The organism is Enterobacter cloacae complex sp. ECL414 (assembly GCF_021869685.1).
GTDB classification, from domain to species: domain Bacteria; phylum Pseudomonadota; class Gammaproteobacteria; order Enterobacterales; family Enterobacteriaceae; genus Enterobacter; species Enterobacter kobei.
This window is the reverse complement of the sequence record NZ_CP091481.1, coordinates 166,185-192,556: the sequence shown is the minus strand read 5'-3', so window position 1 is coordinate 192,556 and position 26,372 is coordinate 166,185. Positions and strand designations below refer to the sequence as shown.

At 54.7% G+C, this 26,372-nt stretch carries 25 protein-coding genes and 5 tRNA genes; 11 read left to right on the top strand and 19 right to left on the bottom strand.

The features are described 5' to 3' along the window. Window positions 1–54: 54 nt before the first annotated feature. The 7 genes from nusG to L3068_RS00880 all read right to left on the bottom strand — a co-directional run bounded on the left by nusG (window position 55) and on the right by L3068_RS00880 (window position 2,960). Window positions 55–600 carry a transcription termination/antitermination protein NusG gene (gene nusG / locus L3068_RS00910; protein WP_003862341.1) on the bottom strand — a complete coding sequence of 182 codons (546 nt, stop codon included), beginning with the start codon at window positions 598–600 and terminating at the stop codon, window positions 55–57. Window position 601: 1 nt separating this feature from the next. After that, the gene (gene secE / locus L3068_RS00905; RefSeq protein WP_013094999.1) at window positions 602–985 is read right to left on the bottom strand and encodes a preprotein translocase subunit SecE; all 384 of its coding nucleotides are present in this window, start codon (window positions 983–985) and stop codon (window positions 602–604) included. A gap of 229 nt (window positions 986–1,214) precedes the next feature. Continuing rightward, entirely contained in the window at window positions 1,215–2,399 is a 1,185-nt protein-coding gene (gene tuf, locus L3068_RS00900; protein WP_013094997.1) for an elongation factor Tu, read from the bottom strand. 118 nt (window positions 2,400–2,517) lie between these two features. Next, a tRNA-Thr gene (locus L3068_RS00895) sits at window positions 2,518–2,593 on the bottom strand. Between the two features lie 6 nt (window positions 2,594–2,599). After that, window positions 2,600–2,674, bottom strand: a tRNA-Gly gene (locus L3068_RS00890). Between the two features lie 117 nt (window positions 2,675–2,791). Next, window positions 2,792–2,876, bottom strand: a tRNA-Tyr gene (locus tag L3068_RS00885). Window positions 2,877–2,884: 8 nt separating this feature from the next. Continuing rightward, window positions 2,885–2,960 (bottom strand) — tRNA-Thr (locus L3068_RS00880). Window positions 2,961–3,277: 317 nt separating this feature from the next. On the opposite strand from L3068_RS00880, the gene coaA reads away from it, so the two are divergent. After that, window positions 3,278–4,228, top strand: a complete 951-nt coding sequence (gene coaA / locus L3068_RS00875; RefSeq protein WP_014882061.1) for a type I pantothenate kinase — start codon at window positions 3,278–3,280, stop codon at window positions 4,226–4,228. 42 nt (window positions 4,229–4,270) lie between these two features. On the opposite strand, the gene dppF is transcribed toward coaA, so the two are convergent. The 8 genes from dppF to L3068_RS00835 all read right to left on the bottom strand — a co-directional run bounded on the left by dppF (window position 4,271) and on the right by L3068_RS00835 (window position 13,933). After that, window positions 4,271–5,284 (bottom strand): dipeptide ABC transporter ATP-binding subunit DppF, encoded by a 1,014-nt coding sequence (gene dppF, locus L3068_RS00870; RefSeq protein ID WP_023331759.1) that lies wholly within the window; start codon window positions 5,282–5,284, stop codon window positions 4,271–4,273. Continuing rightward, complete coding sequence (gene dppD, locus L3068_RS00865; protein WP_047343748.1) at window positions 5,281–6,264, bottom strand: dipeptide ABC transporter ATP-binding protein; 984 nt, start codon at window positions 6,262–6,264, stop codon at window positions 5,281–5,283. Before dppD ends, dppF begins: the two co-directional genes overlap by 4 nt. A gap of 10 nt (window positions 6,265–6,274) precedes the next feature. Beyond that, complete coding sequence (gene dppC, locus L3068_RS00860) at window positions 6,275–7,177, bottom strand: dipeptide ABC transporter permease DppC (RefSeq protein ID WP_014882058.1); 903 nt, start codon at window positions 7,175–7,177, stop codon at window positions 6,275–6,277. A gap of 9 nt (window positions 7,178–7,186) precedes the next feature. Further along, window positions 7,187–8,206, bottom strand: coding sequence for a dipeptide ABC transporter permease DppB (gene dppB, locus L3068_RS00855; RefSeq protein WP_014882057.1), 1,020 nt, complete (start codon window positions 8,204–8,206; stop codon window positions 7,187–7,189). A gap of 177 nt (window positions 8,207–8,383) precedes the next feature. Next, window positions 8,384–9,991: a dipeptide ABC transporter periplasmic-binding protein DppA gene (dppA, locus tag L3068_RS00850; RefSeq protein ID WP_014882056.1), complete on the bottom strand. Its 1,608-nt coding sequence runs from the start codon at window positions 9,989–9,991 to the stop codon at window positions 8,384–8,386. 620 nt (window positions 9,992–10,611) lie between these two features. After that, a tRNA-Pro gene (locus tag L3068_RS00845) sits at window positions 10,612–10,688 on the bottom strand. A gap of 91 nt (window positions 10,689–10,779) precedes the next feature. After that, complete coding sequence (gene eptB / locus L3068_RS00840; protein ID WP_117581962.1) at window positions 10,780–12,471, bottom strand: kdo(2)-lipid A phosphoethanolamine 7''-transferase; 1,692 nt, start codon at window positions 12,469–12,471, stop codon at window positions 10,780–10,782. A 259-nt stretch (window positions 12,472–12,730) separates the two neighbouring features. Next, window positions 12,731–13,933: an L-lactate MFS transporter gene (locus tag L3068_RS00835; RefSeq protein WP_047026815.1), complete on the bottom strand. Its 1,203-nt coding sequence runs from the start codon at window positions 13,931–13,933 to the stop codon at window positions 12,731–12,733. Between the two features lie 104 nt (window positions 13,934–14,037). Between L3068_RS00835 and L3068_RS25260 the strand changes: the two genes are divergently transcribed. Next, complete coding sequence (locus L3068_RS25260) at window positions 14,038–14,166, top strand: hypothetical protein (RefSeq protein ID WP_256452205.1); 129 nt, start codon at window positions 14,038–14,040, stop codon at window positions 14,164–14,166. A gap of 5 nt (window positions 14,167–14,171) precedes the next feature. Here the strand turns inward: L3068_RS25260 and L3068_RS00830 are convergent, their stop codons facing one another. Further along, entirely contained in the window at window positions 14,172–14,870 is a 699-nt protein-coding gene (locus tag L3068_RS00830) for an autotransporter domain-containing protein (RefSeq protein WP_014882053.1), read from the bottom strand. A gap of 162 nt (window positions 14,871–15,032) precedes the next feature. Here L3068_RS00830 and tag point away from each other — a divergent pair, with 162 nt between their 5' ends. Together tag and L3068_RS00820 are read left to right on the top strand one after the other, a co-directional pair. Further along, window positions 15,033–15,614, top strand: coding sequence for a DNA-3-methyladenine glycosylase I (gene tag / locus L3068_RS00825; protein WP_023338921.1), 582 nt, complete (start codon window positions 15,033–15,035; stop codon window positions 15,612–15,614). Beyond that, window positions 15,592–16,038 (top strand): N-acetyltransferase, encoded by a 447-nt coding sequence (locus L3068_RS00820; protein ID WP_117581964.1) that lies wholly within the window; start codon window positions 15,592–15,594, stop codon window positions 16,036–16,038. The genes tag and L3068_RS00820 overlap by 23 nt, the downstream gene beginning before the upstream one ends. Here the strand turns inward: L3068_RS00820 and L3068_RS00815 are convergent. Next, window positions 16,001–18,280 carry a molybdopterin guanine dinucleotide-containing S/N-oxide reductase gene (locus L3068_RS00815; protein ID WP_232947940.1) on the bottom strand — a complete coding sequence of 760 codons (2,280 nt, stop codon included), beginning with the start codon at window positions 18,278–18,280 and terminating at the stop codon, window positions 16,001–16,003. The genes L3068_RS00820 and L3068_RS00815 overlap by 38 nt on opposite strands. 212 nt (window positions 18,281–18,492) lie before the next feature. Between L3068_RS00815 and L3068_RS00810 the strand changes: the two genes are divergently transcribed. From L3068_RS00810 to ghrB, 6 genes are all read left to right on the top strand, one after another. Beyond that, complete coding sequence (locus L3068_RS00810) at window positions 18,493–19,155, top strand: OmpA family lipoprotein (RefSeq protein ID WP_010426241.1); 663 nt, start codon at window positions 18,493–18,495, stop codon at window positions 19,153–19,155. A 144-nt stretch (window positions 19,156–19,299) separates the two neighbouring features. Further along, window positions 19,300–20,316: a LacI family DNA-binding transcriptional regulator gene (locus tag L3068_RS00805; protein WP_023336574.1), complete on the top strand. Its 1,017-nt coding sequence runs from the start codon at window positions 19,300–19,302 to the stop codon at window positions 20,314–20,316. Window positions 20,317–20,419: 103 nt separating this feature from the next. Then, on the top strand, window positions 20,420–21,169 hold the full coding sequence (locus tag L3068_RS00800) for a sugar phosphate isomerase/epimerase family protein (protein WP_117581968.1): 750 nt from the start codon (window positions 20,420–20,422) through the stop codon (window positions 21,167–21,169). Window positions 21,170–21,172: 3 nt separating this feature from the next. Next, window positions 21,173–22,111, top strand: a complete 939-nt coding sequence (locus L3068_RS00795; RefSeq protein WP_087529156.1) for a sugar kinase — start codon at window positions 21,173–21,175, stop codon at window positions 22,109–22,111. A 117-nt stretch (window positions 22,112–22,228) separates the two neighbouring features. Next, window positions 22,229–23,509 (top strand): MFS transporter, encoded by a 1,281-nt coding sequence (locus L3068_RS00790; protein ID WP_023331751.1) that lies wholly within the window; start codon window positions 22,229–22,231, stop codon window positions 23,507–23,509. A gap of 26 nt (window positions 23,510–23,535) precedes the next feature. After that, window positions 23,536–24,510 carry a glyoxylate/hydroxypyruvate reductase GhrB gene (gene ghrB / locus L3068_RS00785; RefSeq protein WP_117581970.1) on the top strand — a complete coding sequence of 325 codons (975 nt, stop codon included), beginning with the start codon at window positions 23,536–23,538 and terminating at the stop codon, window positions 24,508–24,510. A 58-nt stretch (window positions 24,511–24,568) separates the two neighbouring features. On the opposite strand, the gene cspE is transcribed toward ghrB, so the two are convergent. Next, window positions 24,569–24,781, bottom strand: coding sequence for a transcription antiterminator/RNA stability regulator CspE (cspE, locus tag L3068_RS00780; RefSeq protein WP_003860775.1), 213 nt, complete (start codon window positions 24,779–24,781; stop codon window positions 24,569–24,571). Between the two features lie 248 nt (window positions 24,782–25,029). Further along, on the bottom strand, window positions 25,030–25,740 hold the full coding sequence (locus L3068_RS00775) for a DUF3053 domain-containing protein (RefSeq protein ID WP_014882044.1): 711 nt from the start codon (window positions 25,738–25,740) through the stop codon (window positions 25,030–25,032). Between the two features lie 332 nt (window positions 25,741–26,072). On the opposite strand from L3068_RS00775, the gene L3068_RS00770 reads away from it, so the two are divergent. Further along, window positions 26,073–26,360, top strand: coding sequence for an HTH-type transcriptional regulator (locus L3068_RS00770; RefSeq protein ID WP_014882043.1), 288 nt, complete (start codon window positions 26,073–26,075; stop codon window positions 26,358–26,360). The last annotated feature ends 12 nt before the right edge of the window (window positions 26,361–26,372 follow it).

The window sequence follows — 26,372 nt, the reverse complement described above, 5'->3', positions numbered from 1 at the left end:
ATTCCAATCTCGCGCCTTGTGCAACGATTAAATCGTCGCTTTTTTGATCGCTGCTTAGGCTTTCTCTACCTGAGCAAAGTCCAGTTCTACCGGGGTCGCACGACCGAAGATAGAGACGGAGACTTTCAGGCGGGACTTCTCGTAGTCCACTTCTTCAACCACACCATTAAAGTCAGCAAACGGACCGTCATTAACACGAACCATTTCACCCGGCTCAAACAGCGTTTTCGGACGCGGCTTATCACCCACCTGCTGCAGGCGGTTCATAATCGCATCAACTTCTTTGTCGCTGATTGGCGCCGGACGGTCAGACGTGCCGCCGATAAAGCCCATCACGCGCGGTACGCTGCGCACCAGGTGCCAGCTCGCGTCGTTCATAACCATCTGAACCAGCACGTAACCCGGGAAGAATTTGCGCTCGCTTTTGCGACGCTGGCCGCCACGGATCTCAACCACTTCTTCGGTCGGAACCATAACTTCGCCAAATAACTCTTCCATGTTGTGTAATTTGATATGCTCACGCAGCGACGTTGCTACGCGGCCTTCAAAACCGGAAAACGCCTGAACGACGTACCAGCGCTTTTTAGGGGCTTCAGACATCTCAGAACCTCAGGCCAGTGATAAAGGATACCAGGCGAACCAGAATACCATCCAGTCCCCACAGGATCAGTGACATTACAGCGGTAACCGCCGCTACAATCAGCGTGGTGTGCAATGTTTCCTGGCGAGTCGGCCAAATCACCTTGCGGACTTCGGTACGCGCTTCGCGTGCAAAAGCGACAGTCGCTTTGCCTTTCGTCGTCAACAGCGCGACACCACCCGCTGCAGCAATCAGAATTACCACTGCAAGCGCGCGTAGCGGCAGCATAATGTCACGATAAAGGTAGTTGCCGACAATCGCTACGATCAGCAGAACGGCTACCACTACCCATTTCATCGCTTCCAGGCCGCGCCCGCTCCCTTGAGCTTCGGTATTCGCACTCATAAACCAACCTGTCAGAAGTATTCTACAAACATTTTCACCCCGCGATTGCGAGGCAAACCAAATCGAAATGCTCATTCGCTTTTCGGATTATACGCTCTCTGCAGAGCCTGTCTCAGCAATGATTATGACAAAAATAATCACTGATGAGCCAGGTTCTGATCTGAAAGCGTGCAAAAAGGGCATCAAATGATGCCCTTTTATTGCGCATTGCGTCAAATGTTATCAGCAATTAGCCGAGAACTTTAGCAACCACGCCCGCGCCAACGGTACGGCCACCTTCACGGATTGCGAAACGCAGACCGTCATCCATCGCGATTGGGTGGATCAGAGTCACAACCATCTTGATGTTGTCGCCTGGCATTACCATCTCAACGCCTTCTGGCAGTTCGATGGTACCGGTCACGTCAGTTGTACGGAAGTAGAACTGTGGACGGTAGCCTTTGAAGAACGGAGTATGACGGCCGCCTTCGTCTTTGGACAGGATGTACACTTCAGATTCGAACTTGGTGTGTGGCTTGATTGAGCCTGGCTTCGCCAGAACCTGACCACGTTCGATTTCTTCACGTTTGATACCACGCAGCAGAACACCAACGTTCTCACCGGCACGGCCTTCGTCCAGCAGTTTGCGGAACATTTCAACGCCAGTACAGGTAGACTTCGCAGTCTCTTTGATACCAACGATTTCAACTTCTTCACCCACTTTGATGATACCGCGCTCTACACGACCGGTAACAACGGTACCACGACCGGAGATGGAGAATACGTCTTCGATTGGCAGCAGGAATGGCTTGTCAATCGCACGCTCTGGTTCTGGGATGTAAGAATCCAGGTAGCCAGCCAGTTCGATGATTTTCGCTTCCCACTCAGCGTCGCCTTCCAGCGCTTTCAGCGCGGAACCACGAACGATTGGGGTGTCGTCGCCTGGGAAATCGTACTGAGACAGCAGTTCACGAACTTCCATCTCTACCAGTTCCAGCAGCTCTTCGTCATCAACCATGTCACACTTGTTCAGGAACACGATGATGTAAGGAACGCCTACCTGACGACCCAGCAGGATGTGCTCACGAGTCTGAGGCATTGGGCCGTCAGTCGCAGCAACAACCAGGATCGCGCCGTCCATCTGCGCAGCACCGGTGATCATGTTTTTAACATAGTCGGCGTGGCCTGGGCAGTCTACGTGTGCGTAGTGGCGAGTCGGGGTGTCGTATTCAACGTGAGAAGTGTTGATGGTGATACCACGAGCTTTTTCTTCTGGTGCGTTATCGATCTGGTCGAATGCACGAGCAGAACCACCGTAGGTTTTAGCCAGAACGGTAGTGATTGCAGCGGTCAGCGTTGTTTTACCATGGTCAACGTGGCCGATAGTACCGACGTTAACGTGCGGTTTTGTACGTTCAAACTTTTCTTTAGACATCGATTGTCCCTCTAAGACACGGATAAATCGGTGATATCACCACATCAACCAAGCGAAATGCCTGAATTGTTGAATACAGTAAAATTGAAACAGAGAGAAACGGGAAGGAGAAGTGAAGTGGTGCTGATACCCAGAGTCGAACTGGGGACCTCACCCTTACCAAGGGTGCGCTCTACCAACTGAGCCATATCAGCACGTATTGGAGCGGGCAGCGGGAATCGAACCCGCATCATCAGCTTGGAAGGCTGAGGTAATAGCCATTATACGATGCCCGCATCCTGAAACTCGGCTACCCAGTTCTTTCTGTAACAAAAAAAGAGATTTCTCTCTTTTTCAGTTTGAGCTGGCTAATTTTTCCAACCAGCTCCGGCGGCATTTACGCTGCCAGAAAGTGGTGGTGGGGGAAGGATTCGAACCTTCGAAGTCTGTGACGGCAGATTTACAGTCTGCTCCCTTTGGCCGCTCGGGAACCCCACCGGACTTGATGGTGCCGACTACCGGAATCGAACTGGTGACCTACTGATTACAAGTCAGTTGCTCTACCTACTGAGCTAAGTCGGCATCAAGTAGCGCGCATTCTATGGATACCTGCGCGGTCATGCAACTAAAAATTTGCATAAAACGTTCTTTCGCTCACATTTTATGCGAACAGCATACTAAGCGCTGTAAAAGTAGTCATTCGCGGTCAAATAATCAACATGCAAGGGTCGTTTGCACGGGATACACCGTAGCGTGACGGCTTCCGCGTAACGTAGCGCTTTCCATCTTTTTTCTTATTATTCCTGCCATCTGGTGTTAACCTCCTGCCCATTGTCCAAAATTAACTGTGTGATGAGCCACGATCCGGCAGTATTGAGCTGGCTCACTGAAGCATGCTTATGAGCAAAAAAGAGCAAACGTTAATGACGCCTTATCTTCACTTTAACCGCAGCCAGTGGGCTGCCCTGCGTGATTCCGTCCCTATGACGCTGACGGAAGGTGAAATCGCACGGTTAAAAGGGATAAACGAAGATCTGTCCCTGGAAGAGGTGGCAGAAATTTATCTCCCCCTTTCTCGCTTGCTTAACTTCTATATCAGCTCCAACCTGCGCCGTCAGGCGGTACTGGAGCAGTTCCTCGGAACGAACGGTCAGCGCATTCCTTATATCATCAGCATTGCGGGCAGCGTGGCCGTGGGTAAAAGCACCACCGCGCGCGTATTGCAGGCGCTGTTGAGCCGCTGGCCTGAACACCGCAGCGTTGAGTTAATTACCACCGACGGCTTCCTGCACCCGAACGAAGTATTAAAAGAACGCGGGCTAATGAAGAAGAAGGGCTTCCCGCTCTCTTATGATATGCACCGTCTGGTGAAATTTGTCTCTGACCTGAAATCCGGGGTGCCTCACGTCACGGCACCGGTCTATTCACACCTGATCTACGATCGTATCCCGGATGGGGATAAAACGGTGGTCCAGCCGGATATCCTGATCCTGGAAGGGTTAAACGTCCTGCAGAGCGGGATGGATTATCCTCATGACCCACATCATGTGTTCGTTTCAGACTTCGTCGATTTCTCTATATATGTTGATGCGCCGGAAGATCTTCTCCAGAGCTGGTACATCAACCGCTTCCTGAAGTTCCGGGAAGGCGCGTTCACCGATCCTGACTCTTACTTCCATAACTATGCGCAGCTGTCAAAAGAAGAGGCCATTAAGGTGGCGACGGGGCTGTGGAATGAGATCAACTACGTGAACCTGAAAGAGAACATCCTGCCGACGCGCGAACGCGCAAGTCTGATCCTCACCAAGAGCGAGAAGCACGCAGTCGACCAGATTCGCTTGCGGAAATAATTGCGCAGACATAAAAAACCGGCTTAACGCCGGTTTTTTTCTTTATGCATGTGGCTTCTCGCCATTTTCATCCTGATCGACCGCGAAACAGGCGACCAGTTGACCACCATAATCCTTCAGCTGCGGCTGCAGCTGCGTGCAGGGACCAAAGCGGCGACTGCAGCGGGCGTTAAATGCACACCCAGGAGGCGGATTCAGCGGGCTTGGCAACTCACCCGTCAGCTTAATACGCTCACGGCGATCGTCCGGGTTGAGACGCGGCGTCGCAGACAGCAGGGCCTGGGTATACGGGTGACGCGGGTTAGTAAAGATCTGGTCTTTGCTCCCCTTCTCCACGCAGCGCCCCAGGTACATCACCATCACTTCATCCGCAATGTGTTCGACAACCGACAGATCGTGGGAGATGAACACGTAAGAGAGTCCCAGTTCCTGCTGGAGATCCATCATCAGGTTCAGCACCTGCGCACGCACGGAAACGTCGAGCGCGGAGACGGGCTCATCGGCAATCACCACGTCCGGGTCGAGCATCAGGCCGCGGGCGATGGCAATACGCTGACGCTGGCCGCCGGAGAACATATGCGGGTAGCGGTCATAATGCTCGGTTTTCAGGCCGACCTTCGCCATCATCGCCAGCGCTTTTTCGCGGCGCTGCTCTTTGCTCAGATTACTGTTAATGAGCAGCGGCTCTTCCAGAATCTGTCCCACTTTTTTACGCGGGTTCAGAGAACCGTACGGGTTCTGGAACACAATCTGGATTTTCTGGCGACGCAACTTCTGCGCCTGAGGATCGTGTTTGAGCAGATCCTGCCCCTGATAATAAAGTTCACCGCCGGTCGGGACTTCAATCATCGTCAACAGACGGCCCAGCGTAGATTTACCACAGCCCGACTCCCCAACCACCGCCAGCGTTTTGCCGCGTTCGAGGGTAAAGGAGACGCCGTCCAGCGCTTTCACCAGGCGCTCAGGGGCAAAAATCCCCTTCTTCACCGGGTAGTGTTTTTTCAGGTCGATGGCCTGCAACAGCGGTTGTTGCGTGGTGGCCTGTTGCGTACTCATAGTGTTGGCCTCCCGGCATCATCGAGTGGGTAGTGGCATTTCGACTGACGGCCGTCAGCAAGCTGGTTCAGCTCTGGCTCCTCCGCCCGGCATTTGTCCGTCGCATACGGACAGCGCGGGTTAAGCAGACAGCCCTGCGGACGGTCATATTTACCCGGCACCACACCCGGCAGTGACGCCAGGCGCGCTTTATCCTGGGCAAACTCCGGCAGCGCACGCAGCAGAGCCTGCGTATAAGGGTGACGCGGTGCGCGGAAGATATCGTGCGAACTTCCGGTCTCGACGACCTGGCCTGCATACATCACGATGATTTTGTGCGCCGCTTCGGCCACCAGCGCCAGGTCATGCGTAATCAGGACCAGCGCCATATTTTCCTGCTGCTGCAACTCCAGCAGCAGTTCGATGATTTGCGCCTGAATGGTCACGTCCAGCGCCGTCGTCGGTTCATCCGCAATCAGCAGTTTTGGCCGACAGGCAATCGCCATCGCGATCATCACGCGCTGGCTCATCCCGCCAGAGAGCTGGTGCGGGTAGACGTCCAGACGCGATGCCGGGTCAGGAATACCCACCTGATTCAGCAGATCGATCGCGCGCTGGCGACGGGTTTTCTTATTACCGCCCTGATGCACCTTTATCGCTTCCATAATCTGGAAGCCGACGGTGTAACACGGGTTCAGGCTGGTCATCGGGTCCTGGAAAATCATCGCCACTTCCGCGCCCACCAGCTGGCGGCGCTGTTTTTCGGAAATGCGCTTCAGATCCTGACCATTGAATTGCAGGTTTTCCGCCATCACGCGGCCGGGATAATCGATAAGCCCCATAATCGCCAGTGAGCTCACCGACTTACCGGAACCGGATTCCCCGACAATACCCACCACTTCGCCCTGATTTACGCTGTAGCTGATGCGGTCCACGGCGCGAAACTCAGCGCCAACGTCTCCGAAGTGCACCGATAATTGATCTACATTTAATAACGCCATCTCGTGCCTCTTACTGCTTCAGTTTGGGATCAAGCGCATCACGCAGGCCATCACCCATCAGGTTAAATGCCAGCACCGTCAGCAGGATTGCCAGACCCGGGAAGGTGACAACCCACCAGGCGCTTTGTGCGAACTGCAACACGTCGGAGAGCATCGTGCCCCACTCCGGTGTTGGCGGCTGCGCACCCATGCCCAGGAAGCCAAGAGCGGCCATATCAAGAATGGCGTTTGAGAAACCGAGCGACGCCTGAACAATCAACGGCGCAAGGCAGTTCGGGAAGATATTGACGAACATCTGGCGCATCGCCCCCGCCCCCGCCACGCGAGACGCGGTGACGTAGTCGCGGTTCACTTCCACCAGCACCGCCGCACGGGTTAAACGCACGTAGTGAGGAAGCGCCACGAAGGTCAACGCCAGCGCGGCGTTACCGATAGACGGACCGAAGATCGCCACCAGCACCAGCGCCAGCAGCAGGCTTGGCAGCGCCAGCATGATGTCGACAACACGCATAATGATGTTATCGACGATGCCGCCGAAGTAACCCGCCACCAGACCAAGCACAATCCCCATAATCAGGGACAGAACCACCACCAGGCAGCCAACCAGCAGCGACAGACGCGCGCCGTACATCAGACGCGAAAGCACATCGCGGCCTACATCATCGGTACCCAGCAGGTGCGCCAGGCTACCGCCATCCTGCCACGCAGGAGGTGCAAGCAGCGCATCGCGGAACTGATCCGCAGGGTTATAAGGTGCGAGGAAGTTCGCAAACACCGCAATCAGGATCATGATTGCGACATACACCAGCCCTACTACCGCACCTTTATTGCGCTTGAAGTAGTGCCAGAACTCCTGCAGCGGTGTCATTGGAACCGGTGCAGCAACCACTTTGTTTTCAGAAACGTGTGACATGATGGCCCCTTACTTCTTATGACGAATACGCGGGTTCACCACGCCGTACAGCAAATCGACCAGCAGGTTGACGAGGATAATCATCGTCGCGACCAGTAGCACCCCGCCCTGCACGACCGGATAATCACGGCGTTGCAGCGCATCAATCAGCCAGCGTCCGAGGCCGGGCCAGGAGAAGATGGTTTCGGTCAGGATAGCCCCTGCCAGCAGCGTACCCACCTGAAGACCAATAACGGTCACCACCGGCAGCATGGCGTTACGCAGCGCATGTACGATGATGACGCGCATACGGGTTAACCCTTTGGCGCGTGCGGTACGGATGTAATCTTCGCCCAGCACTTCCAGCATGGAGGAACGGGTCATACGCACAATCACCGCCAGAGGGATAGTGCCCAGCACCATGGCTGGCAGGATCATATGCGCGACGGCATCGATGAAGTTCCCCTCTTCACCCCAGATAGCCGTATCAATCAGCATAAAGCCGGTCAACGGATTGGTGTCATCGAGGAAAACCATATCGCTGACGCGCCCGGAGACGGGCGTCAGGTTAAGCTGCACCGAAACCAGCATAATCAGCATCATGCCCCACCAGAAGATAGGCATGGAGTAGCCGGTCAGCGCCAGGCCAACAGCGGTGTGGTCGAAAATTGAGCCACGTTTAACGGCAGCCAGTACCCCAACTGGAATACCCACCGCAGTGGCGAAAATCATGGCGCAGACGCCAAGCTCCAGTGTCGCTTTAAAACGCGGCACGAACTCGTCCCACACCGGAAGACGGCTTTTTAGCGAAATCCCTAAGTCACCGTGCAACACGCCCCAGATATAATGGAGGTACTGCTGCCACATCGGCTTATCGAGGCCGAGTTCAGCCAGAAGCTGCGCATGACGTTCAGGGGAGATACCACGCTCGCCCGCCATAATCATTACCGGGTCGCCGGGGATCATATGGACGAAGGCAAAAGTGAGAAGGGTGATACCGATAAACGTCGGGATAACAAGTCCCAGACGTCGGAGGATGAACTGCAACATAACCCGGATTCTCTCTGATGACGCACGACCAGTGGCGTGACGTCTGTATTGCTCACAAATCTTATTCCCTCTCCTTTCAGAGAGGAAATAAAGCACTGCTGCCGGGTGGCGCTACGCTTACCCGGCCTACATGCCGTAGGCCAGTGCAAGCGCAACGCCGCCTGGCGTTGCTTTTAATTATTCAACCGATACGTTTTCGAAGTGGTGTTTGCCCAGTGGATCAACCACATAGCCCTTCACTTCTTTACGCACTGGCTCATACACGGTGGAGTGAGCAACAATCAGCGCCGGAGCCTGATCGTGCATAACAACCTGCGCTTGCTTGTACAGCTCAATACGTTTGTTGTGATCGTCGGTCGCACGCGCCGGCTGGATCAGGTCTTCAAACGGCTTGTAGCACCAGCGAGAGTAGTTAGAACCGTCTTTCGCCGCCGCGCAGCTGAACAGGGTAGCGAAGAAGTTGTCCGGATCCCCGTTGTCACCGGTCCAGCCCATCATCACCGCCTGGTGCTCACCCGCTTTGGCGCGCTTCAGGTACTCGCCCCACTCGTAGGTCACGATCTTGGCCTGTACACCAACTTTCGCCCAGTCAGCCTGAACCATTTCCGCCATACGGCGTGCGTTCGGGTTGTACGGACGCTGTACCGGCATCGCCCACAGCTCAACGGTGAAGCCTTTATCCTGGCCCGCTTCTTTCAGCAGCGCTTTCGCTTTCTCAGGATCGTAGCTGTAGTCTTTAACGTCATCGTTATAGCCCCACATAGTTGGTGGGATCAGGTTCTTGGCTGCAACGCCTGCGCCCTGGTAAACGGCTTTGATGATCGCTTCTTTGTTCACCGCGTAGGTCAGCGCCTGACGCACCTTCACGTCATCAAACGGTTTCTTCTCGGTGTTGAAGGAGAGGTAGCCCACGTTCAGGCCCGCCTGTTCCAGCAGGTTAATGTTCTTATCCTGCTTCATGCGCGCGATGTCAGCCGGGTTCGGGTATGGCATCACCTGGCATTCGTTTTTCTGCAGTTTTGCATAACGCACGGACGCATCAGGCGTGATGGAGAAGACCAGACGGTCAATCTGCGGCTTGGTGCCCCAGTAGCCCGGGAAGGCTTTATACAGAATACGGGAGTCTTTCTGGTACTGCAGCAGCTGGAACGGGCCGGTACCGATTGGGTTCAGGTCCACTTTCTCAGGCGTGCCGGCTTTCAGCATGTTGTCCGCATACTCTTTAGAGAGAATAGAGGCGAAGTCCATGGCCAGGTCAGCCAGGAATGGCGCTTCCGGACGCGTCAGCACGAACTGCACGGTTTTATCGTCCACTTTTTTCACTTCTGAGATCAGGTCAGGCAGACCCATCCCTTCGAAGTACTCATAGCTACCGCCCGACACTTTGTGGTACGGGTTCTGGGCATTTTTCTGACGGTCGAAGGAGAACACAACGTCGTCGGCGTTAAAGTCACGCGTTGGTTTAAATTCTTTGCTGTCCTGCCACTTCACGCCCTGACGCAGGTGGAAGGTATAGGTCTTACCGTCTTCGCTGACGTCCCACTTCTCAGCCAGACCCGGAATCACTTCGGTGGTGCCGGTTTTGAATTCAACCAGACGGTTATAGATCGGTACAGAGCTTGCGTCGTACGTCGTGCCAGAGGTAAAGAGCTGTGGGTTAAAGCCTTCCGGCGAGCCTTCAGAACAGTAAACCAGGGTTTTTGCCTGTACGCTTGCTGCCACGGTCATAGCCACCAGGCTCAGACCAAGCTTCAGCATCCCTGACTTCTTCAAGGAAATACTCATTATTCTGCTCCAATGTGATGTTTTGCTTTGTTGTGTTACGCCGCCAGACCTTTATTTATTTTTTACCCGGTCCGGTCGGTGGTGCCCGAAGGCAGTAAAGGGATGGAGAATCCTTTCAGAAGAGCGTTTGAGTTGCAGCGCAGATCGTCCCTGAAATGCCCCTCATGCCCTACAATCTGTCAACAGAATGTGAAAACGTCAATACAGGTGACGGGGATTTACGTGGAGTGTGAGAAACCGCAAACAAAGATTAAAAAAACTATGTATGCCAGTTTTCAGCAGGGAAATTTATGCTACTCGCCATCTTGCAGCACAAATATCTACATATTTCGCAACAATCAGTGATTAACTTTTATTCAGAATGGGTAAATTTTCTTGCAGAATGGTGATTATCTGAGCACTAAATACCGCGAACGTTAAAACGCACAGCGAAAAATGCTGAGGTTATCCATAAGCAACGCGAAAAAAGATCAATCTATATATAAAAAAATACAATGGATTATGTCACAAAATCGTTAACAGGCAGGGAGAAGCCAGGATAAGGGGCGTTTTGGTGACTCTGGCGGGCTAAGGTCATAATGCAAAAAGGGCTAACCTTGCGGTTAGCCCTTTTCAGAATGTGGTCGGCGAGAGAGGATTCGAACCTCCGACCCACTGGTCCCAAACCAGTTGCGCTACCAAGCTGCGCTACTCGCCGAATGCGGAGCGCATCTTACTGCTGAGGTGCGCCCCCGTCAATCCCTTATTTTCAAAAAGCCATTCAACTGGCGATATTCTCGCCAGAGCCGCTAATGCGCGGCTTTTGCGGTGCTATCAGGGAGTTTACACCAGTTGTTGTTTTCGTTAATTCCACCATTTGGTGAGGTATAGCCGAGACAACCCATAATGGTGTCGTACAGTTCAACGTGGCGACGTGGCACCTTCATCTCCGCCTCTTTTTTCAGATGAGCAAACATTGCGGCTTTGTCAGGGTTTTCCAGATATTTGTCAGACATCCACACCATCATAGGGACACGGAACTGCTCCGGCGGCGCCATTTTACGGGGTGTGCCGTGCAGATGCTCGTATTCATTGATGGATTCACCGTGGTCCGCCGCATAGAACACAATCGCTTTCTTATCACGCACCTGGTCAATCACCGTATCAATAAAGTGATCCACATACGTCACGGAGTTATCGTAGGAGTTAATAAGTTGATCTTTGGTGCAGTCCTTATCCACCCCGACACATTCCGGCGTCCATTTCGCAAAGCTACGCGGGTAGCGTTGCGTGTAGTTAAAGTGCGACCCTTTGGTATGCAAGATAATCATGTGCTTCCCATTAGGATTACCGTTGAGAGACAACTTCATCTCATCAATCAGCAGCATGTCATCGACAGGCTTACCGCGGTTACGCGGCTCTGCGCCAATCTGCTCGCGGTAAGAAATGTTCTGCGCCATGGTGTTGCTGTAGAACCACATTTCGCTCTGCATCGCATACAGGTCAGACGTAAACCCAAGCTGATGAAGCACCGAGAAGACGTTTTGCTCTTTCAGCGTACGCTGCGGGTTATCACTCGCACCCCCTTCACGTACGAACATGCAACGTAAGGAGAGCTTGGTGGCGGTATCACAGGAGTAGCCGCGATAAGCAATCAGGTTTTTCTCTTGCGCCAGTTTTGGCGTTGTATCGCGGTCATAGCCCAGAATCCCCATGTGATCCCAGCGTGTGGTTTCCCCAATAATAAAGACGATATAGGTATCATCGATATCTTTTGGCGGAACATAGGTAAACTTCTTCGCCGGGTTCATCAGCGACTTATTATCAGAAGACTCATCAACCTGCGCCCACGCATATAACCCCAGCGCAGAGATCCAGTTAGACGGTAAATACGAGTTGGCGACCACACCGCCGTAGCTAGGCAAATCCACGCCAGAGGTGCGCTCATCATTCTTCTGCTTCACCTCAAGCAGGCGAATTGGCCCCCAGACCATCAAACCGGCTAGCAGCACCACCGCGACGCTTCTGAAACGTTTTCCCGGCGTGCGGATCTGGTGAACCAGCGTATACCGGCAGCGATTACTCCAGATGAGCAGCAACGGTAAAGCGCTGACCGCCGCCACCCACAGAATAAAGTGCAATCCAACGACTTCTTTAGAGAGATCGATATCCGTCGTCATCACCGAGGCAATAATGCCGTATCCAATGACGACGTTCATAAAGGTCATGTAATAGCTGGCCCCCGCCGAGCACAGTACGATAAACGTTGCCAGCACTCGCCACACGCGACGGCCAAACAGAGTAAGAATACGGAATAAGAAGAAGGTAACCAGTACTGCAGCGACCAATTCGACAACCGCTGCAATTCCTTTCCAGACGGTAAAATCATGCGCATAACCGTCAAACCGACGGAAAAAAACTGCGCCATTCATAAACAGGCCGATGTACAACGCCAGCAAAAAGCAGAGCTTTTGTTGCGCCATCGATTTAATGTATTTCATGCAAGCTACCCGGAAAAAGGGACAGTACCGCCGCCCATCTCGATTAAAAAGTGGGCAGATTAGACATACGCTCAGGGGATCGTTCAATGAAACGTCTACAAGCGTGATAAGTAGACCACAGGGAAGAGGAAAAGTGGCAAAAGAGAGTGTGATCGGTACAGTTATTTACAAAAAAGCAAATCCCAAAACAGACAATATCGCTTTTTTTCCAGTCTTAAGAAAAATAAAAAGGCCGAATTACCGGCCTTTCTCGTCGTGATTATGCATGAACTTCTTTAAATATTTCGCGCTGCGGCTGACGAATCGTCGTGGACAGTGCCAGCGAAATAATCAGCAAAGCAAATATCACGCAGAAGGTCACGTAGAACCCGCCGAATAGCGAGGCAATCAGCGAGCCGCAGATACTGCCGATCCCAAAGCCGAGATAGATAACCCCGTAGTTTTTCGCCAGGTTATTCAGCCCAAAGAACTCGCTTACCAGCGACGGGAAGACGGTAATGGTGCCGCCAAAGTTAAAGGCCACGCAGGCAATTGCTGCAAAGAATGTCGCTTCATTCAGCGGGGCGAACAGTAACGCCGCCATCCCCACCAGAGAGACCACCTGCCCTATAGTAATGACGCGGATACGGGCAATCTTGTCGGACAAGATCCCGAGGACCAGGCGACCAGACAGGTTGGCGATGGAAATAACCGTCACCGCATTCGCCGCGGTTGCCGCATCCAGTTTCACCATTCCCTGGGCGATATCTTTCGCCACGCCAATGACGTACAGACCGCTCATGCAGGCCGTCAGGAACATCACCGCCAGCATCCAGTACTGCGGTTTGCGCATGGACTGCGCCAGCGTAAAGTCGTTCTCCACCACGCCGTTAACGGATTTCACTTCCTGCTGCGGGGCATCTTTCATCAGCGTGGCACCGAACAGAATCATCACCAGCACGATGGCACCCCAGATCATGAAGGTCTTTTCGAGGCCAACGGACGCCAGCAGATGGGCATCAATAAACTTAAAGCCGAGGCTGCCCAGGCCATAAGAACCAATGGCAAAGGCGGAGATTAACCCCTTACGCTCCGGGAACCACTTCACGCAGTTCGACAGCGTCAGCAGATAGCCCGCACCGTCTGCCAGGCCCACCAGGACGCCAGCACTCAGCCACAGCATCATCAGGTTGCTGGAATGCGCCGTCAGGAAGAAGCCCAGACCGAGCAAAATGCCGGACGCCATGGTCACGCGCTTCACGCCAAAACGCTCCTGCAGCTTGCCCGCGACGGAAGACGAGATCGCCAGTCCCAGGCTCAGCAGACCAAAAGAAAACGCCACCTGGCTGACCGGTGCGCCAAGTTTGTCGGAAAGCGCACTGTTAAACAGACTCCAGGTATAGACCGATCCCAGCGCGAACTGGGTGACGATGGTGCCAAAGAGCGTGAGCCAACGCGTACGGTTATAAGTTGATGTGTTCATGGCCGTTGTCCTGCAACAGAAATTAGAAGAATTCGCTGAGGGCAACGATAAACAAAACCCTATCAGTGATGGGGTAAAACGGCATGAAATGCAGGAGGAACGGAATGAAATGCCTGGAATCGGGAATGAATGACCTTGCCGGGGAACAAAGCGACAGCAGGTTAGTACCTGCTATCGCTGTAAAGCCTGTGATTATTGTTTTCGAGATGTTATCGCTACGTTTAAAAAAGTAACAACATTAAAAATTCGCGCTCACCCCCAGGGTATAGAGAAACTCTTCACCGGTCGTGGTGCGTTCCCCCTGAGCCAGCGACGCATACGCCGCCATGTGCGTATTAAAAGGCATATCCGTTCCAACAGTGACATCCATCCAGTTACCGTTTTGAGCAGGGGCCGGCGTTTGCGGCATGCCAAACTGCGATTTCCACTGGTTTTCACCAAACTGCTGGTTATAGCTCACCTGCGCCCAGGGACGAAGATCGCCGTACTGAGTATTTACGCGCCAGCCTAGCGTGCTCACGCTGGCATGCCAGAGCGGATCGGCGAGCGTCTGCGTCGTCGCGCTATCGCCAAACTCATTGATCATCATCGGCGTCGAACCGTCATACCGCCAGGACATCACCGGACCGGTGGTGATCCGCGCTGAAACCGGAAAATTCCATCCCAGGCTCATCGCCGCGTCCGTGGTGGCACCTGAGGGAACAGCCAGGGCAAGCCCAGGCAAATTTTGCGAAGACTGAATACGCTCAGCAAGAATATCTTCATAACGCGGTTGGTGATCCGCGTCCCATGTATAGCGTTCCGCCGTATTATTTTGGGCGTCTGAAACGATATATTCCTGTTGCCAGGCAGACGCTGTATGACAAAACAACAGGCAGGCTGAAATCCCCACCAGGCCAGAAACAGCATGGCGACCACTGATTTTTTTTATCATCATCAAAGCGACCCCAGAGAGAGCCGAGTTCGGCGATATTTGTCGTTATTCAGGAAGTGTTTAGCGGGCATATAGCCCTGTATTAACTATTGTCTTTATACCAGGCACGTCAAGACAGACGGAATGAAAATTTTGCGAAATCAGCATCAGTAAGGGAGATAACGGATGGAACGTTGCGGTTGGGTAAGCCAGGATCAGCTTTATATCGACTATCACGATCGGGAATGGGGCGTGCCGGAGACGGAGGGCAGAAAACTCTTTGAGATGATCTGCCTTGAGGGACAGCAGGCGGGATTGTCATGGATAACGGTACTGAAGAAACGTGAAAACTACCGCAACGCCTTCCACCAGTTCGACCCCGTCGCCGTCGCCGCCATGACCGATGAAGACGTAGAACGCCTGGTGCAGGATGCTGGCATCATCCGCCATCGCGGTAAGATCCAGGCCATCATCGGCAATGCCCGCGCTTACCTGGCGATGGAGCAAAACGGCGAGCCCTTCTCTGAGTTTGTCTGGTCGTTTGTGAATAACACGCCGCAGCTCACTCAGGCCACCTCGCTGGCGGAGATCCCGGCCTCCACGCCGGAGTCGGACGCGCTCTCTAAGGCCCTCAAAAAGCGCGGCTTTAAGTTTGTCGGCTCCACCATCTGCTACGCCTTTATGCAGGCCTGTGGCCTGGTCAATGACCATGTTACCGGCTGCTTCTGTCATCCGGGGAGGCAACATGATCCGCAAGTGGCAAAGTGACAATGCCGATCCGCTCCTGAGCCTGTGGCTTGAAAGCACCACCGAAGCGCACCCGTTCATCAGCGCAAGCTACTGGAAGGAGAACGAAGCCATGGTGCGGGAGGTCTACCTCCCTGCAGCGGAAACCTGGGTGTGGGAAGAGGACGGTACGCTGCGTGGTTTTATTAGCATTATACAGTCGCAGTTTGTGGGGGCGCTGTTCGTCAGGCCAACATATATCGGGCAAGGTATTGGACGCGCGCTGCTGAACCATGTTCAACAGCGCTTCCCGCATTTAAGCCTGGAGGTCTATCAGAAAAACGTCCGGGCGGTGAATTTCTATCATGCACAGGGCTTTCGCATCGAAGACAGCGCCTGGCAGGACGATACCCAGCACCCGACCTGGATTATGAGCTGGCAGGCGGATCAAACGCCGTTAAGGTAAGCTCAGGCCCCTGGTATTTCTCGACCCAGGCCAGCGCCGTATTCCCTGCACAACCGTTCCCCAGCTTCGAGCTGGGGAGATCTTTGGTCAGCACGTTAACCGCCCCGTTTTTACAGATCCCCCCCTCGGCAGGCTCAAGATCGGGCCATGCGCCCTGGTGAATACAGATCACGCCCGGTTTAATCCCGTCGCTGACCACCGCCCCTGCCAGCACCTGACCACGATGATTCCAGACGCGCACCACATCGCCGTCCGCAATCCCGCGGGCTTTAGCGTCATGGGTATTCAGCGTGAGCGGCTCTCGCCCGGCGACCGCATACTGCTCACGCAGTGAGGAGTAGTTAAGCTGGCTGTGCAGACGATGTGCGGGATGAGCAGATAACACCTGCAGCTGCTCCGGCTGGGCGTTGCCGTGCCACTCGTCCGGCTCCAGCCAGGAAGGGTGTGGCGGGCAATCGGCATAGCCAAAGCTGGCGATGCGCTCGCTGTAGATCACAATCTTGCCGCTCTCGGTTTTCAGCGGATGGTTCTCCGGGTCGCGGCGGAAATCAGCGAAACGGACGAACTGCGCGTTCTGTTCGCTTTCCGGCATTTCGATCAACTGGTTCGCTTCCCAAAACGCAGAAAATGGCGGCAGCGTTACGCCCTGCGCCGCACCGCGCTGCCCGGCGATCTGGTAAAACGTCTCCAGCCATTGCAGATCCGTTTTCCCTTCGGTAAAACGTTCGCGACCGCCCGCTTCCCACCGCTCGCTCAGTTCAGCAAACACGTTAAAATCATCACGTGCTTCATCGCGCGGCGCCACAACGCGCTTCATCGGTACCATATGCTGGTTGCTGTAATCGCCGGTCATGGTGAGATCGTTACGCTCAAACGACGTGGTCGCCGGGAGCACAATATCCGCATGTTTGGCCGAAGCGGTCCAGAAGCACTCGGAAATCACCACCAGCTCCGGCTTTTGCCAGGCGCGGATCAGGCGATTGGTATCCTGATGGTGCGTGAAGTTCGCCCCGCCCGCCCACCAGATAAATTTAATATCCGGGAAATGGCGGTCCAGACCGTTGTGCTGATAAAAACCGCCCGGGTTTTCCAGGGCTTCAATGATTCGCGCCACCGGGATTTTATCCACGGCATCCACGCCGCCTGCCACCGAACCTTGCAGAGAAGCCAGCACCGCCGCTTTGCGCGTTGGGTTTCCGCCGTTGGCAAAATGATAGGAGAGACCAAAACCGCCGCCCGGCGTACCGATCTGCCCGAGCATGGCGGCAAGCGTGACCAGCATCCAGTGCTTCTGCTCGCCAAACTGCTGGCGCTGCATCCCCCAGCCGGACATTAACATCGTGGTGTTGTCATGGAATAACGCGGCCAGTTCGCGAATTTTGTCAGCAGAAACACCACAAATTCCTGCCGCCCATTCTGCGGTTTTAGCCACCCCGTCGGATTGCCCCGTGAGATAGTCGGCAAATTGGTCAAAGCCGGAGGTGCAGCGGGTGAGGAAGTCACTGTCGTGCCAGTCGTTCTCCACCAGCGTATGGGCGATACCCAGCATCATTGCCACGTCGGTGCCCATATGCGGCGCAATCCACTCGGCGCTGTCGCCGAAGAAATCCATGGTTTCAGAGCGCATCGGGTCAATGCAGATGATGCGCTTGCCGCTTTTGCGCAGCGCGTCGAAATATCCAATGCCCTGCTCGTCACTGGCATTCCAGGCAATTTTCAACGTGTTAAGCGGGTTGGCACTCCAGAGCACCACCACATCGGTATGCGCCAGCACCAGCGGCCAACTGGTCTGCTGCTGGTAAACTTCGTTGCCGCCGACCACGTACGGCATGATCGCCTGCGCAGCGCCAGTGGAATAATCTCCCAGATGTCCGGTATAACCGCCCGCCAGGCTCATGTAACGCTGCAGCAGCGTCGACGCCTTATGCAGCACGCCGTTCGAACGCCAGCCGTAAGATCCGGCAAAAATGGACGATGGGCCGTAACGTTCGCGGATGCGCTTATGCTGGGCGTGGATCAACGCCAGCGCGTCATCCCAGCTCACGCGAACAAACTCATCCTGGCCGCGAATACCCTGCGGCTTGTCCGGCGAAGCCAGAAAACCTTTACGCACCATCGGCCAGCGCACGCGCGTTTTGCTATGCACCTGATCGCGAACGACGGTCTGTAAAGAGTTGGGATGTTGTGTTGGCAGTGCCCCGCGGGACGACAAAACATTTTCGCCATCGGTTTCGACCAGCATCGGCCCCCAGTGGGCGGCGGTCAGAATGGTTTTCGTTGAGGTGCTCAAGCGTGCGCTCCTGGTTGCGTGCAGGTTTTACGGCCTTCTTGCTGAGGCCGTTTATGGTTTGTCACAAATTTCAGAGTTATACCCGGAATTTTCTCCGTATCTGGACGTCATAATCAACTGCCACGCACGCCGTGGCAAAGAATAAAAAGGATTAAGGAAAGAAGATGAAAAAACGCGTACTCGTTATTGCCGCTCTGGTGAGCGGTGCACTGGCTGTTTCTGGCTGCACAACCAACCCTTACACCGGTGAGCGCGAAGCGGGTAAATCCGGCATCGGCGCAGGTATCGGCTCGCTGGTCGGCGCAGGCGTTGGAGCACTCTCCTCCTCCAAAAAAGACCGCGGTAAAGGCGCGCTGATTGGCGCAGCGGCGGGGGCAGCACTGGGCGGCGGCGTCGGCTATTACATGGATGTACAGGAAGCAAAACTGCGTGACAAAATGAAGGGAACCGGCGTAAGCGTGACGCGCAGCGGCGATAACATCATTCTGAACATGCCGAACAACGTGACCTTTGACAGCAGCAGCGCAACGCTGAAACCAGCGGGTGCGAACACGCTGACCGGCGTGGCGATGGTGCTGAAAGAGTACAACAAGACCGCCGTGAACGTGATTGGCTACACCGACAGCACCGGCAGCCAGGATCTGAACATGCGTCTGTCACAGCAGCGCGCGGATTCCGTTGCCAGCTCGCTGATCGCCCAGGGTGTGGAAGCGAACCGCATCCGCACCAGCGGCATGGGCCCTGCCAACCCTATCGCCAGCAACAGCACGGCGGAAGGTAAAGCGCAGAACCGTCGCGTAGAGATTACGTTGAGTCCAATTCAGTAATCGCATTTCTCCCTCTCCCGTGGGAGAGGGTTGGGGTGAGGGCACCAGCCCGCACCCCAGGTAAGCGCAGCGCCACCGGGCAAATTACTTGATTCGTCCGATTTTCCCGTTAAGGTATTCTCACTAAATTCAGGGAAATCAGCGATGAGCAAACCAGCCCGGGCCACCATCAGCGACGTGGCGAAAGCCGCCAGAACCGGTAAAACCAGCATTTCGCGCTACCTTAACGGCGAGAAACATCTATTGTCCGATGCATTGCTGGCGCGTATTGAACAGGCTATTGCCGATCTCGACTACCGCCCCAGCCTGATGGCCCGCGGGCTCAAACGTGGCCGCACCCGCCTTATCGGACTTATCATCGCGGATATCACTAACCCCTACTCTGTAAACGTGCTCAGCGGTATCGAAGCCGCCTGCCGCGAAAAAGGTTTTACGCCTCTGGTCTGTAATACCAACAATGAGGTCGACCAGGAGTTGCACTATCTCGATCTGCTGCGCAGCTACCAGGTGGAAGGGATTGTGGTCAACGCGGTGGGCATGCGTGAAGAGGGGCTGAACCGTCTGCAGCAATCCTCCCTGCCCATGGTCCTCATCGACCGTAAAATCCCGGAATTCGCCTGCGATGTGGTCGGGCTGGATAACACCCAGGCTGCCACGACCGCGACCGAGCATCTGATTGAACAAGGTTTCGAGGCGATTCTCTTTCTGAGCGAACCGCTGGGCATGGTAAATACCCGACGCGATCGGCTGGCTGCATTTCGTGCCACGCTGGCGCGTTATCCTGGCGTGATCGCCGAAAATGCCGAAACCCCGCTTCACGAAGCCGATCGGCTCGACAATACCCTACGCCAGTTCCACACGCGCCATCGCGGGATGCGCAAAGCCGTTATCTCCGCCAACGGGGCACTAACCCTGCAGGTTGCCCGCTCGCTTAAGCGCATTGGCCTGCACTGGGGCAGCGATATCGGTCTGCTGGGATTTGATGAACTGGAGTGGGCGGAGCTGGCTGGCGTCGGCATTACCACCCTCAAACAGCCCACCTGGCAGATTGGCTATGCTGCTGTAGAACAAGTGGTTCGTCGTATTGAAGGCACCAGTGAGGCCGTACGCGAGCAGGTCTTCTCCGGCGAGCTGATCGTCCGCGGCTCCACCGCACGTTAATTTCCCCTTGTGATAGCGATCATAAATTCAACATCCTGAGCTTTTCTTTGGAACCGGTTCCATCTAGCGTAATAGTATTGATATGTTGCGATGGAGTCCGAAGATGGGCAGGAAAATCATGGTGGTCACCGCCGCGTATGGCGCGGAGCAGGTGCGACAGGCGGGCGGTCAGCGGGCGATGCTTCCCGTTATTGCGGGTGCAGGCGCCGACGGCGTGGAGATCCGCCGCGAGCTGCTCAATAGCGAAGAGTTACTGGCGCTGCCTGCGCTCGGTGAGTCCATTGAGCTTCTGGGCCTGCTGGCGTGTTACTCAGCACCTGCCGCCCTGTTTATGCCCGATGGCATCCTCAACCCGGATCTACCGCGGTATCTCTCTGAAGCCAGCACCCTGAACGCGCTATGGCTGAAGGTTTCCCTGGGCCATTTTAGCGACACGCAGCCTCTCGATGCCTTACGTACTCTGCTCAATACCAGCGGTATAGCGCTGGTTGTGGAAAACGATCAGACCGACTGCGGCCAGCTTGCACCGATGCAACGCTTTCAGGCCGCCTGTCGCGAAAGGGCGCTTCCCGTCACGCTGACCTTTGACATGGGCAACTGGCTGTGGGTCGGTGACTCCCCGGAAGAGGCCGCGCGTCATCTGGCGCCTGCCGTGAGCTATATCCACGTTAAAGCCGCCGTTCCGCATAAAGATAACTTCCGCGCCGTCGCGCCGGATGGTGCCGATTCCCGCTGGCTGGATCTGCTTGGCCAGCTGCCTGCCGATGCCCCGCGCGGTATCGAGTTCCCGCTGGAAGGGGCGGATTTAACCGCCGTTACCCGCCATTACGTCAACCTGCTGCGCGAGGAGTAAATCATGCACAAGACGCTGGATGTCATCACGATTGGCGAAGCCATGGCGATGTTTGTCGCCACCGAAACGGGCGAGCTGAGCGCGGTAGAGCACTTTATCAAACGCGTGGCGGGCGCAGAGCTGAACGTCGCAACCGGCCTGGCGCGTCTGGGCCTGAACGTCGGCTGGGTCAGCCGCGTGGGCGATGACAGCTTTGGCCACTTCGTTCTCGATTCGCTGAAAAAAGAGGGGATTGATGCCGCAGGCGTCACGCTCGACGGACGCTTCCCCACCGGCTTTCAGCTTAAGTCTAAAGTTGAAAATGGAACCGATCCCATCGTGGAGTATTTCCGCAAAGGGTCGGCCGCCAGCCATCTCTCCGTAGAAGATTACCACGCCGATTATTTTGCCTCCGCGCGCCATTTGCACCTGAGCGGCGTGGCGGCGGCACTCTCTGCCAGCTCGTATTCGCTGCTGGATCATGCGGCAACGACCATGAAGTCGCTGGGCAAAACGATCTCTTTCGATCCAAATTTGCGCCCGGTGCTGTGGAAAAGCGAAGCGGAAATGATCGAGAAGCTTAACCGGCTGGCATTCAGGGCGGACTGGGTTCTGCCGGGCCTGAAAGAAGGGATGATCCTGACCGGCGAAAATACACTGGAAGGCATTGCTGACTTCTACCTGAATAAAGGGGTAAAAGCGGTGGTGCTGAAAACCGGCGCCGATGGCGCATGGTTTAAAACAGCCGAAGGCGAGCAAGGCGCGGTCGCGGCGGTGAAGGTCGAGAATGTCGTCGACACCGTCGGCGCGGGCGATGGCTTTGCCGTGGGCGTCATTAGCGCGCTGCTGGAAGGCAAACCGCTGCAGCAGGCGGTTGCACGAGGCAACAAGATTGGCTCACTGGCCATTCAGGTGCAGGGCGACAGCGAAGGATTACCGACACGAGGACAGCTCGGCATGTAAATTCCCTCTCCCCGTGGGAGAGGGCTAGGGTGAGGGCAACAGGCCGCACCCAATAATTAAACCACCGTGTACCCTACAGGCAACGGCGGTAACAACCTCAACAACAGAGGCAAGCCTATGAACAGTTCGACCAATGCAGTAAAACGCTGGTGGTACATCATGCCAATCGTGTTTATCACGTACAGCCTGGCGTACCTTGATCGTGCCAACTTCAGTTTCGCATCCGCGGCTGGGATCACCGAAGACCTCGGGATCACTAAGGGCGTCTCATCCCTGTTGGGCGCCCTCTTCTTCCTGGGGTATTTCTTCTTCCAGATCCCCGGTGCTATTTACGCCGAACGCCGCAGCGTGCGTAAGCTGATCTTCATCTGTCTGATCCTGTGGGGCGCCTGTGCGTCACTTACCGGCGTGGTGAACAATATTCCTGCCCTGGCCGCCATTCGCTTTATCCTTGGCGTCGTTGAGGCGGCGGTCATGCCCGCGATGCTGATTTACATCAGCAACTGGTTTACCAAATCTGAACGCTCACGCGCGAATACTTTCCTGATCCTCGGTAACCCGGTCACCGTACTGTGGATGTCGGTGGTCTCCGGCTACCTGATCCAGTCCTTCGGCTGGCGCGAGATGTTCATCATCGAAGGGGTTCCGGCAGTGATTTGGGCCTTCTGCTGGTGGGTGCTGGTGAAAGATAAACCTGCCCAGGCGAAATGGCTTTCCGAAGATGAAAAAGCGGCGCTCCAGGCGCAGCTGGATAAAGAGCAGCAGGGTCTGAAGGCGGTACGTAACTACGGTGAAGCCTTCCGCTCCCGTAACGTGATCCTGCTCTGCGCGCAGTATTTTACCTGGAGTATCGGCGTGTACGGTTTTGTGCTGTGGCTGCCGTCGATCATCCGCAGCGGCGGTGAGAATCTCGGCATGGTTGAAGTGGGCTGGCTCTCGTCCGTACCGTATCTGGCTGCGACCATCGCCATGATCGTCGCCTCCTGGGCGTCGGATAAGCTGCAAAACCGTAAGGTGTTCGTCTGGCCGCTGCTGCTGATTGCTGCTTTTGCCTTCATCGGCTCCTGGGCCGTGGGCGCGAATCACTTCTGGGCCTCTTATACCCTGTTGGTCATTGCCGGTGCCGCCATGTACGCCCCGTACGGTCCATTCTTTGCCATCATCCCGGAGATGCTGCCGCGTAACGTGGCGGGCGGTGCCATGGCATTAATTAACAGCATGGGCGCGCTGGGTTCGTTCTGCGGCTCCTGGTTTGTTGGTTACCTGAACGGAGCCACCGGCAGCCCATCCGCATCGTACATCTTTATGGGGGTGGCGCTTTTTGCCTCCGTGTGGCTTACTCTGATTGTTAAGCCTGCTAATAATCAACAGCACCCCGTCGGCGCACGCCACGCCTGAATCCTTAAAAATCAACGGAGATTAGCATGAAGCCGTCCGTCATTTTGTATAAAGCACTGCCGGAAGATCTGCAGAAACGCCTGGAAGAGCACTTCACCGTCACGCAGGTGAAAAACCTGAGTCCGGAGACCGTGGCACAGCATGCCGATGCGTTCGCCAGCGCCGAAGGCCTGCTGGGTTCAAGCGAGAAAGTGGACATCGCCCTGCTGGAGAAAATGCCGAAGCTTCGTGCTACTTCAACTGTTTCAGTAGGTTATGACAACTTCGACGTGGATGCCCTGAGCGCCCGCAAAATCCTGCTGATGCACACGCCGCATGCCCTGACGGAAACCGTGGCCGACACGCTGATGGCGCTGGTGCTCAGCACCGCCCGTCGCGTGGTTGAAGTGGCCGAGCGCGTTAAAGCAGGCGAATGGACAAAAAGCATTGGCCCGGACTGGTTCGGCGTGGATGTTCACGGAAAAACGCTGGGCATCGTGGGTATGGGACGTATCGGGCTGGCGCTGGCACAGCGCGCGCATTTTGGTTTCAACATGCCGATACTGTACAACGCGCGCCGTCACCACGATGAAGCGGAAGAACGTTTTAACGCGCGTTACTGTGAGCTGGATACGCTGTTGCAGGAAGCCGATTTTGTCTGCCTGATCCTGCCGTTGACGGATGAAACACGTCACCTGATTGGCAAATCCGCATTTGAAAAAATGAAGAAATCCGCCATTTTTATCAACGCGGGTCGTGGCCCGGTGGTGGATGAGCAGGCGCTCATTAAAGCCCTGCAAAATGGCGAGATCCACGCCGCCGGTCTGGACGTGTTTGAGCAGGAGCCACTGCCGGTGGATTCTCCACTGCTGAAAATGCCAAACGTCGTCGCCCTGCCCCACATCGGCTCTGCCACGCACGAGACACGCTACAACATGGCGGCTACCGCAGTGGACAACCTGATTGCCGCGCTGGGTGGAAAAGTGGATAAAAACTGCGTTAACCCGCAGATCCAACAGTAGAAACGAAAAAACCCGCCAGAAGGCGGGTTTTTGAATTTTGTGCTACTGGGTTGGAAGCTTACAGGCTTACAACGTTACCAGCTGCTGGGCCTTTAGCGCCGCTTTCGATGGTGAAGGACACTTTCTGACCTTCGTCCAGAGATTTGTAGCCATCGTTCTGGATAGCAGAGAAGTGTACGAACACGTCTTTTGAGCCATCGTCAGGAGTGATGAAGCCGAAACCTTTATCAGCGTTGAACCATTTTACCAGACCAGTCATTTTAGCAGACATAGAATTACCTTAATTAACAAATATATTGTGCCTTCCGGCTTGATGGATTGCGTTACAGATTTTTAAGCGATGAAGGAAGGGTCACAACGAAGGGTATCTATGGATAACAATCTGGACTGCTTTACTAAACTGCTTTAGGTCTGTGTAACAAACCGACGGGAATAGTTATACCGATGTGGTAGAGGAATGACAAGCGTTATTTTCGCAATGCATAAAAAAAACCCCGCCTGACGCGGGGTTTTTTCGGTTTATTCTGTGGCCGTGACGGCGGCACTCCATGCCTGGCTAAAGGCCTGATGCTGGGAGGCCAGTGGCCCAATCAGCGTATTGTACTGACTTGCCTGCTGCGAAGTCGGGAACTGGATGCCGTTGGCAACAAAGCTCACCTGAGTGTCCTGCTGGGCGATAAAGTCACCCACCTGAACCAGCTGCTGCGTGAAAATTTGCGCGGCCGGAATCAGCGGTTGCAGTGCTTCAGACGGTTTGGTCACCACTTTCTCATACACTTTGTCAAAGACCGGTTTGAGATCGTCACCCTGCTTCAGCGCAGAACGTGATGCATCAGCCTGCATTTTCGCATTCTGTAGCTGCTGGCTCAGCACGCCGAGCGCACCGTTGGACTGGCGCAGCGGTTCACGCTGAGTCACATAATCCTGTGGAACGCGGATGGCGTTTACGCTATCCACGACCGGGCGGATACCGGAATCCATCGCCTGGCTCACCTGCTGTGAATACCCATAAAGAATGGCGTAATCGGACACAAAGGGACCAAACTGTTTTTTCTGATCCGCAGTCAGCGTCGGTAACCGCTCGCCGCTGCGCATCACTGTATTCTGCAGAAAATCGATAAACGCTTTGCGCTGATCGCCTTCTTTATCAAAACACCCACTCAGGCTAACAACCATCAACAACGCCGCAATAGGCGCAAACCAGCGAGAGCAGGACTTTCCTGTCGCCATTTTATTACTCCTTTCACCCAAAAAAGCGCACACCGGCTCACGCGTGCCCGACGGCTTACAAGGATAGTCCAGGTCAGCCTTGCAAGATACTCTTTTCATGTAAAACGCCTATTGCCGATTTATTTCTTATCATTTACAAAAAAATACCTGACGGACCCTCCTTATGGTTAATCAGGTAATTAGCATAACTATCCATATAGCTGAATCGGATAAAGCGATCGTTACCGCACGATTAATCACACCCGTGACGATCCTGGGTTTGTATTAGGGACTATTCTTAATTGGCTCTCTGATGTTCTTGATCACGATGTGAGATTTAAGAGGAGTTCTCAATGGAATATAAAGATCCTGAGTTTGAGCTGCTGAGCAGTCTGGAACAGATCATTTTTAAAGATGTACCGCAGACGATTACCCTGCAACAAAAAGCCAATCCCTTTACAGAATATGAGCAATTGCGCAAAGGGACAGGTCTGAAGACAGAAGAATTCGCCAGAGCGATGGGTGTCAGCGTAGCTATGGTGCTGGAGTGGGAGTCAAAACGTGAGAGACCCACGCCAACCGAGTTAAAGCTGATGCGCCTGATTCAGGCCAACCCTGCACTCAGCAAACAGATAGCGTAGTGACGTTTGAAC

Coding starts and splice junctions, on each gene's coding strand:
- nusG (WP_003862341.1), bottom strand. CDS start 600: ATGTCTGAAGCCCCTAAAAAGCGCTGGTACGTCGTTCAGGCGTTTTCC.
- secE (WP_013094999.1), bottom strand. CDS start 985: ATGAGTGCGAATACCGAAGCTCAAGGGAGCGGGCGCGGCCTGGAAGCG.
- tuf (WP_013094997.1), bottom strand. CDS start 2,399: ATGTCTAAAGAAAAGTTTGAACGTACAAAACCGCACGTTAACGTCGGT.
- coaA (WP_014882061.1), top strand. CDS start 3,278: ATGAGCAAAAAAGAGCAAACGTTAATGACGCCTTATCTTCACTTTAAC.
- dppF (WP_023331759.1), bottom strand. CDS start 5,284: ATGAGTACGCAACAGGCCACCACGCAACAACCGCTGTTGCAGGCCATC.
- dppD (WP_047343748.1), bottom strand. CDS start 6,264: ATGGCGTTATTAAATGTAGATCAATTATCGGTGCACTTCGGAGACGTT.
- dppC (WP_014882058.1), bottom strand. CDS start 7,177: ATGTCACACGTTTCTGAAAACAAAGTGGTTGCTGCACCGGTTCCAATG.
- dppB (WP_014882057.1), bottom strand. CDS start 8,206: ATGTTGCAGTTCATCCTCCGACGTCTGGGACTTGTTATCCCGACGTTT.
- dppA (WP_014882056.1), bottom strand. CDS start 9,991: ATGAGTATTTCCTTGAAGAAGTCAGGGATGCTGAAGCTTGGTCTGAGC.
- eptB (WP_117581962.1), bottom strand. CDS start 12,471: ATGAAATACATTAAATCGATGGCGCAACAAAAGCTCTGCTTTTTGCTG.
- L3068_RS00835 (WP_047026815.1), bottom strand. CDS start 13,933: ATGAACACATCAACTTATAACCGTACGCGTTGGCTCACGCTCTTTGGC.
- L3068_RS25260 (WP_256452205.1), top strand. CDS start 14,038: ATGAAATGCCTGGAATCGGGAATGAATGACCTTGCCGGGGAACAAAGC.
- L3068_RS00830 (WP_014882053.1), bottom strand. CDS start 14,870: ATGATGATAAAAAAAATCAGTGGTCGCCATGCTGTTTCTGGCCTGGTG.
- tag (WP_023338921.1), top strand. CDS start 15,033: ATGGAACGTTGCGGTTGGGTAAGCCAGGATCAGCTTTATATCGACTAT.
- L3068_RS00820 (WP_117581964.1), top strand. CDS start 15,592: ATGATCCGCAAGTGGCAAAGTGACAATGCCGATCCGCTCCTGAGCCTG.
- L3068_RS00815 (WP_232947940.1), bottom strand. CDS start 18,280: ATGCTGGTCGAAACCGATGGCGAAAATGTTTTGTCGTCCCGCGGGGCA.
- L3068_RS00810 (WP_010426241.1), top strand. CDS start 18,493: ATGAAAAAACGCGTACTCGTTATTGCCGCTCTGGTGAGCGGTGCACTG.
- L3068_RS00805 (WP_023336574.1), top strand. CDS start 19,300: ATGAGCAAACCAGCCCGGGCCACCATCAGCGACGTGGCGAAAGCCGCC.
- L3068_RS00800 (WP_117581968.1), top strand. CDS start 20,420: ATGGGCAGGAAAATCATGGTGGTCACCGCCGCGTATGGCGCGGAGCAG.
- L3068_RS00795 (WP_087529156.1), top strand. CDS start 21,173: ATGCACAAGACGCTGGATGTCATCACGATTGGCGAAGCCATGGCGATG.
- L3068_RS00790 (WP_023331751.1), top strand. CDS start 22,229: ATGAACAGTTCGACCAATGCAGTAAAACGCTGGTGGTACATCATGCCA.
- ghrB (WP_117581970.1), top strand. CDS start 23,536: ATGAAGCCGTCCGTCATTTTGTATAAAGCACTGCCGGAAGATCTGCAG.
- cspE (WP_003860775.1), bottom strand. CDS start 24,781: ATGTCTGCTAAAATGACTGGTCTGGTAAAATGGTTCAACGCTGATAAA.
- L3068_RS00775 (WP_014882044.1), bottom strand. CDS start 25,740: ATGGCGACAGGAAAGTCCTGCTCTCGCTGGTTTGCGCCTATTGCGGCG.
- L3068_RS00770 (WP_014882043.1), top strand. CDS start 26,073: ATGGAATATAAAGATCCTGAGTTTGAGCTGCTGAGCAGTCTGGAACAG.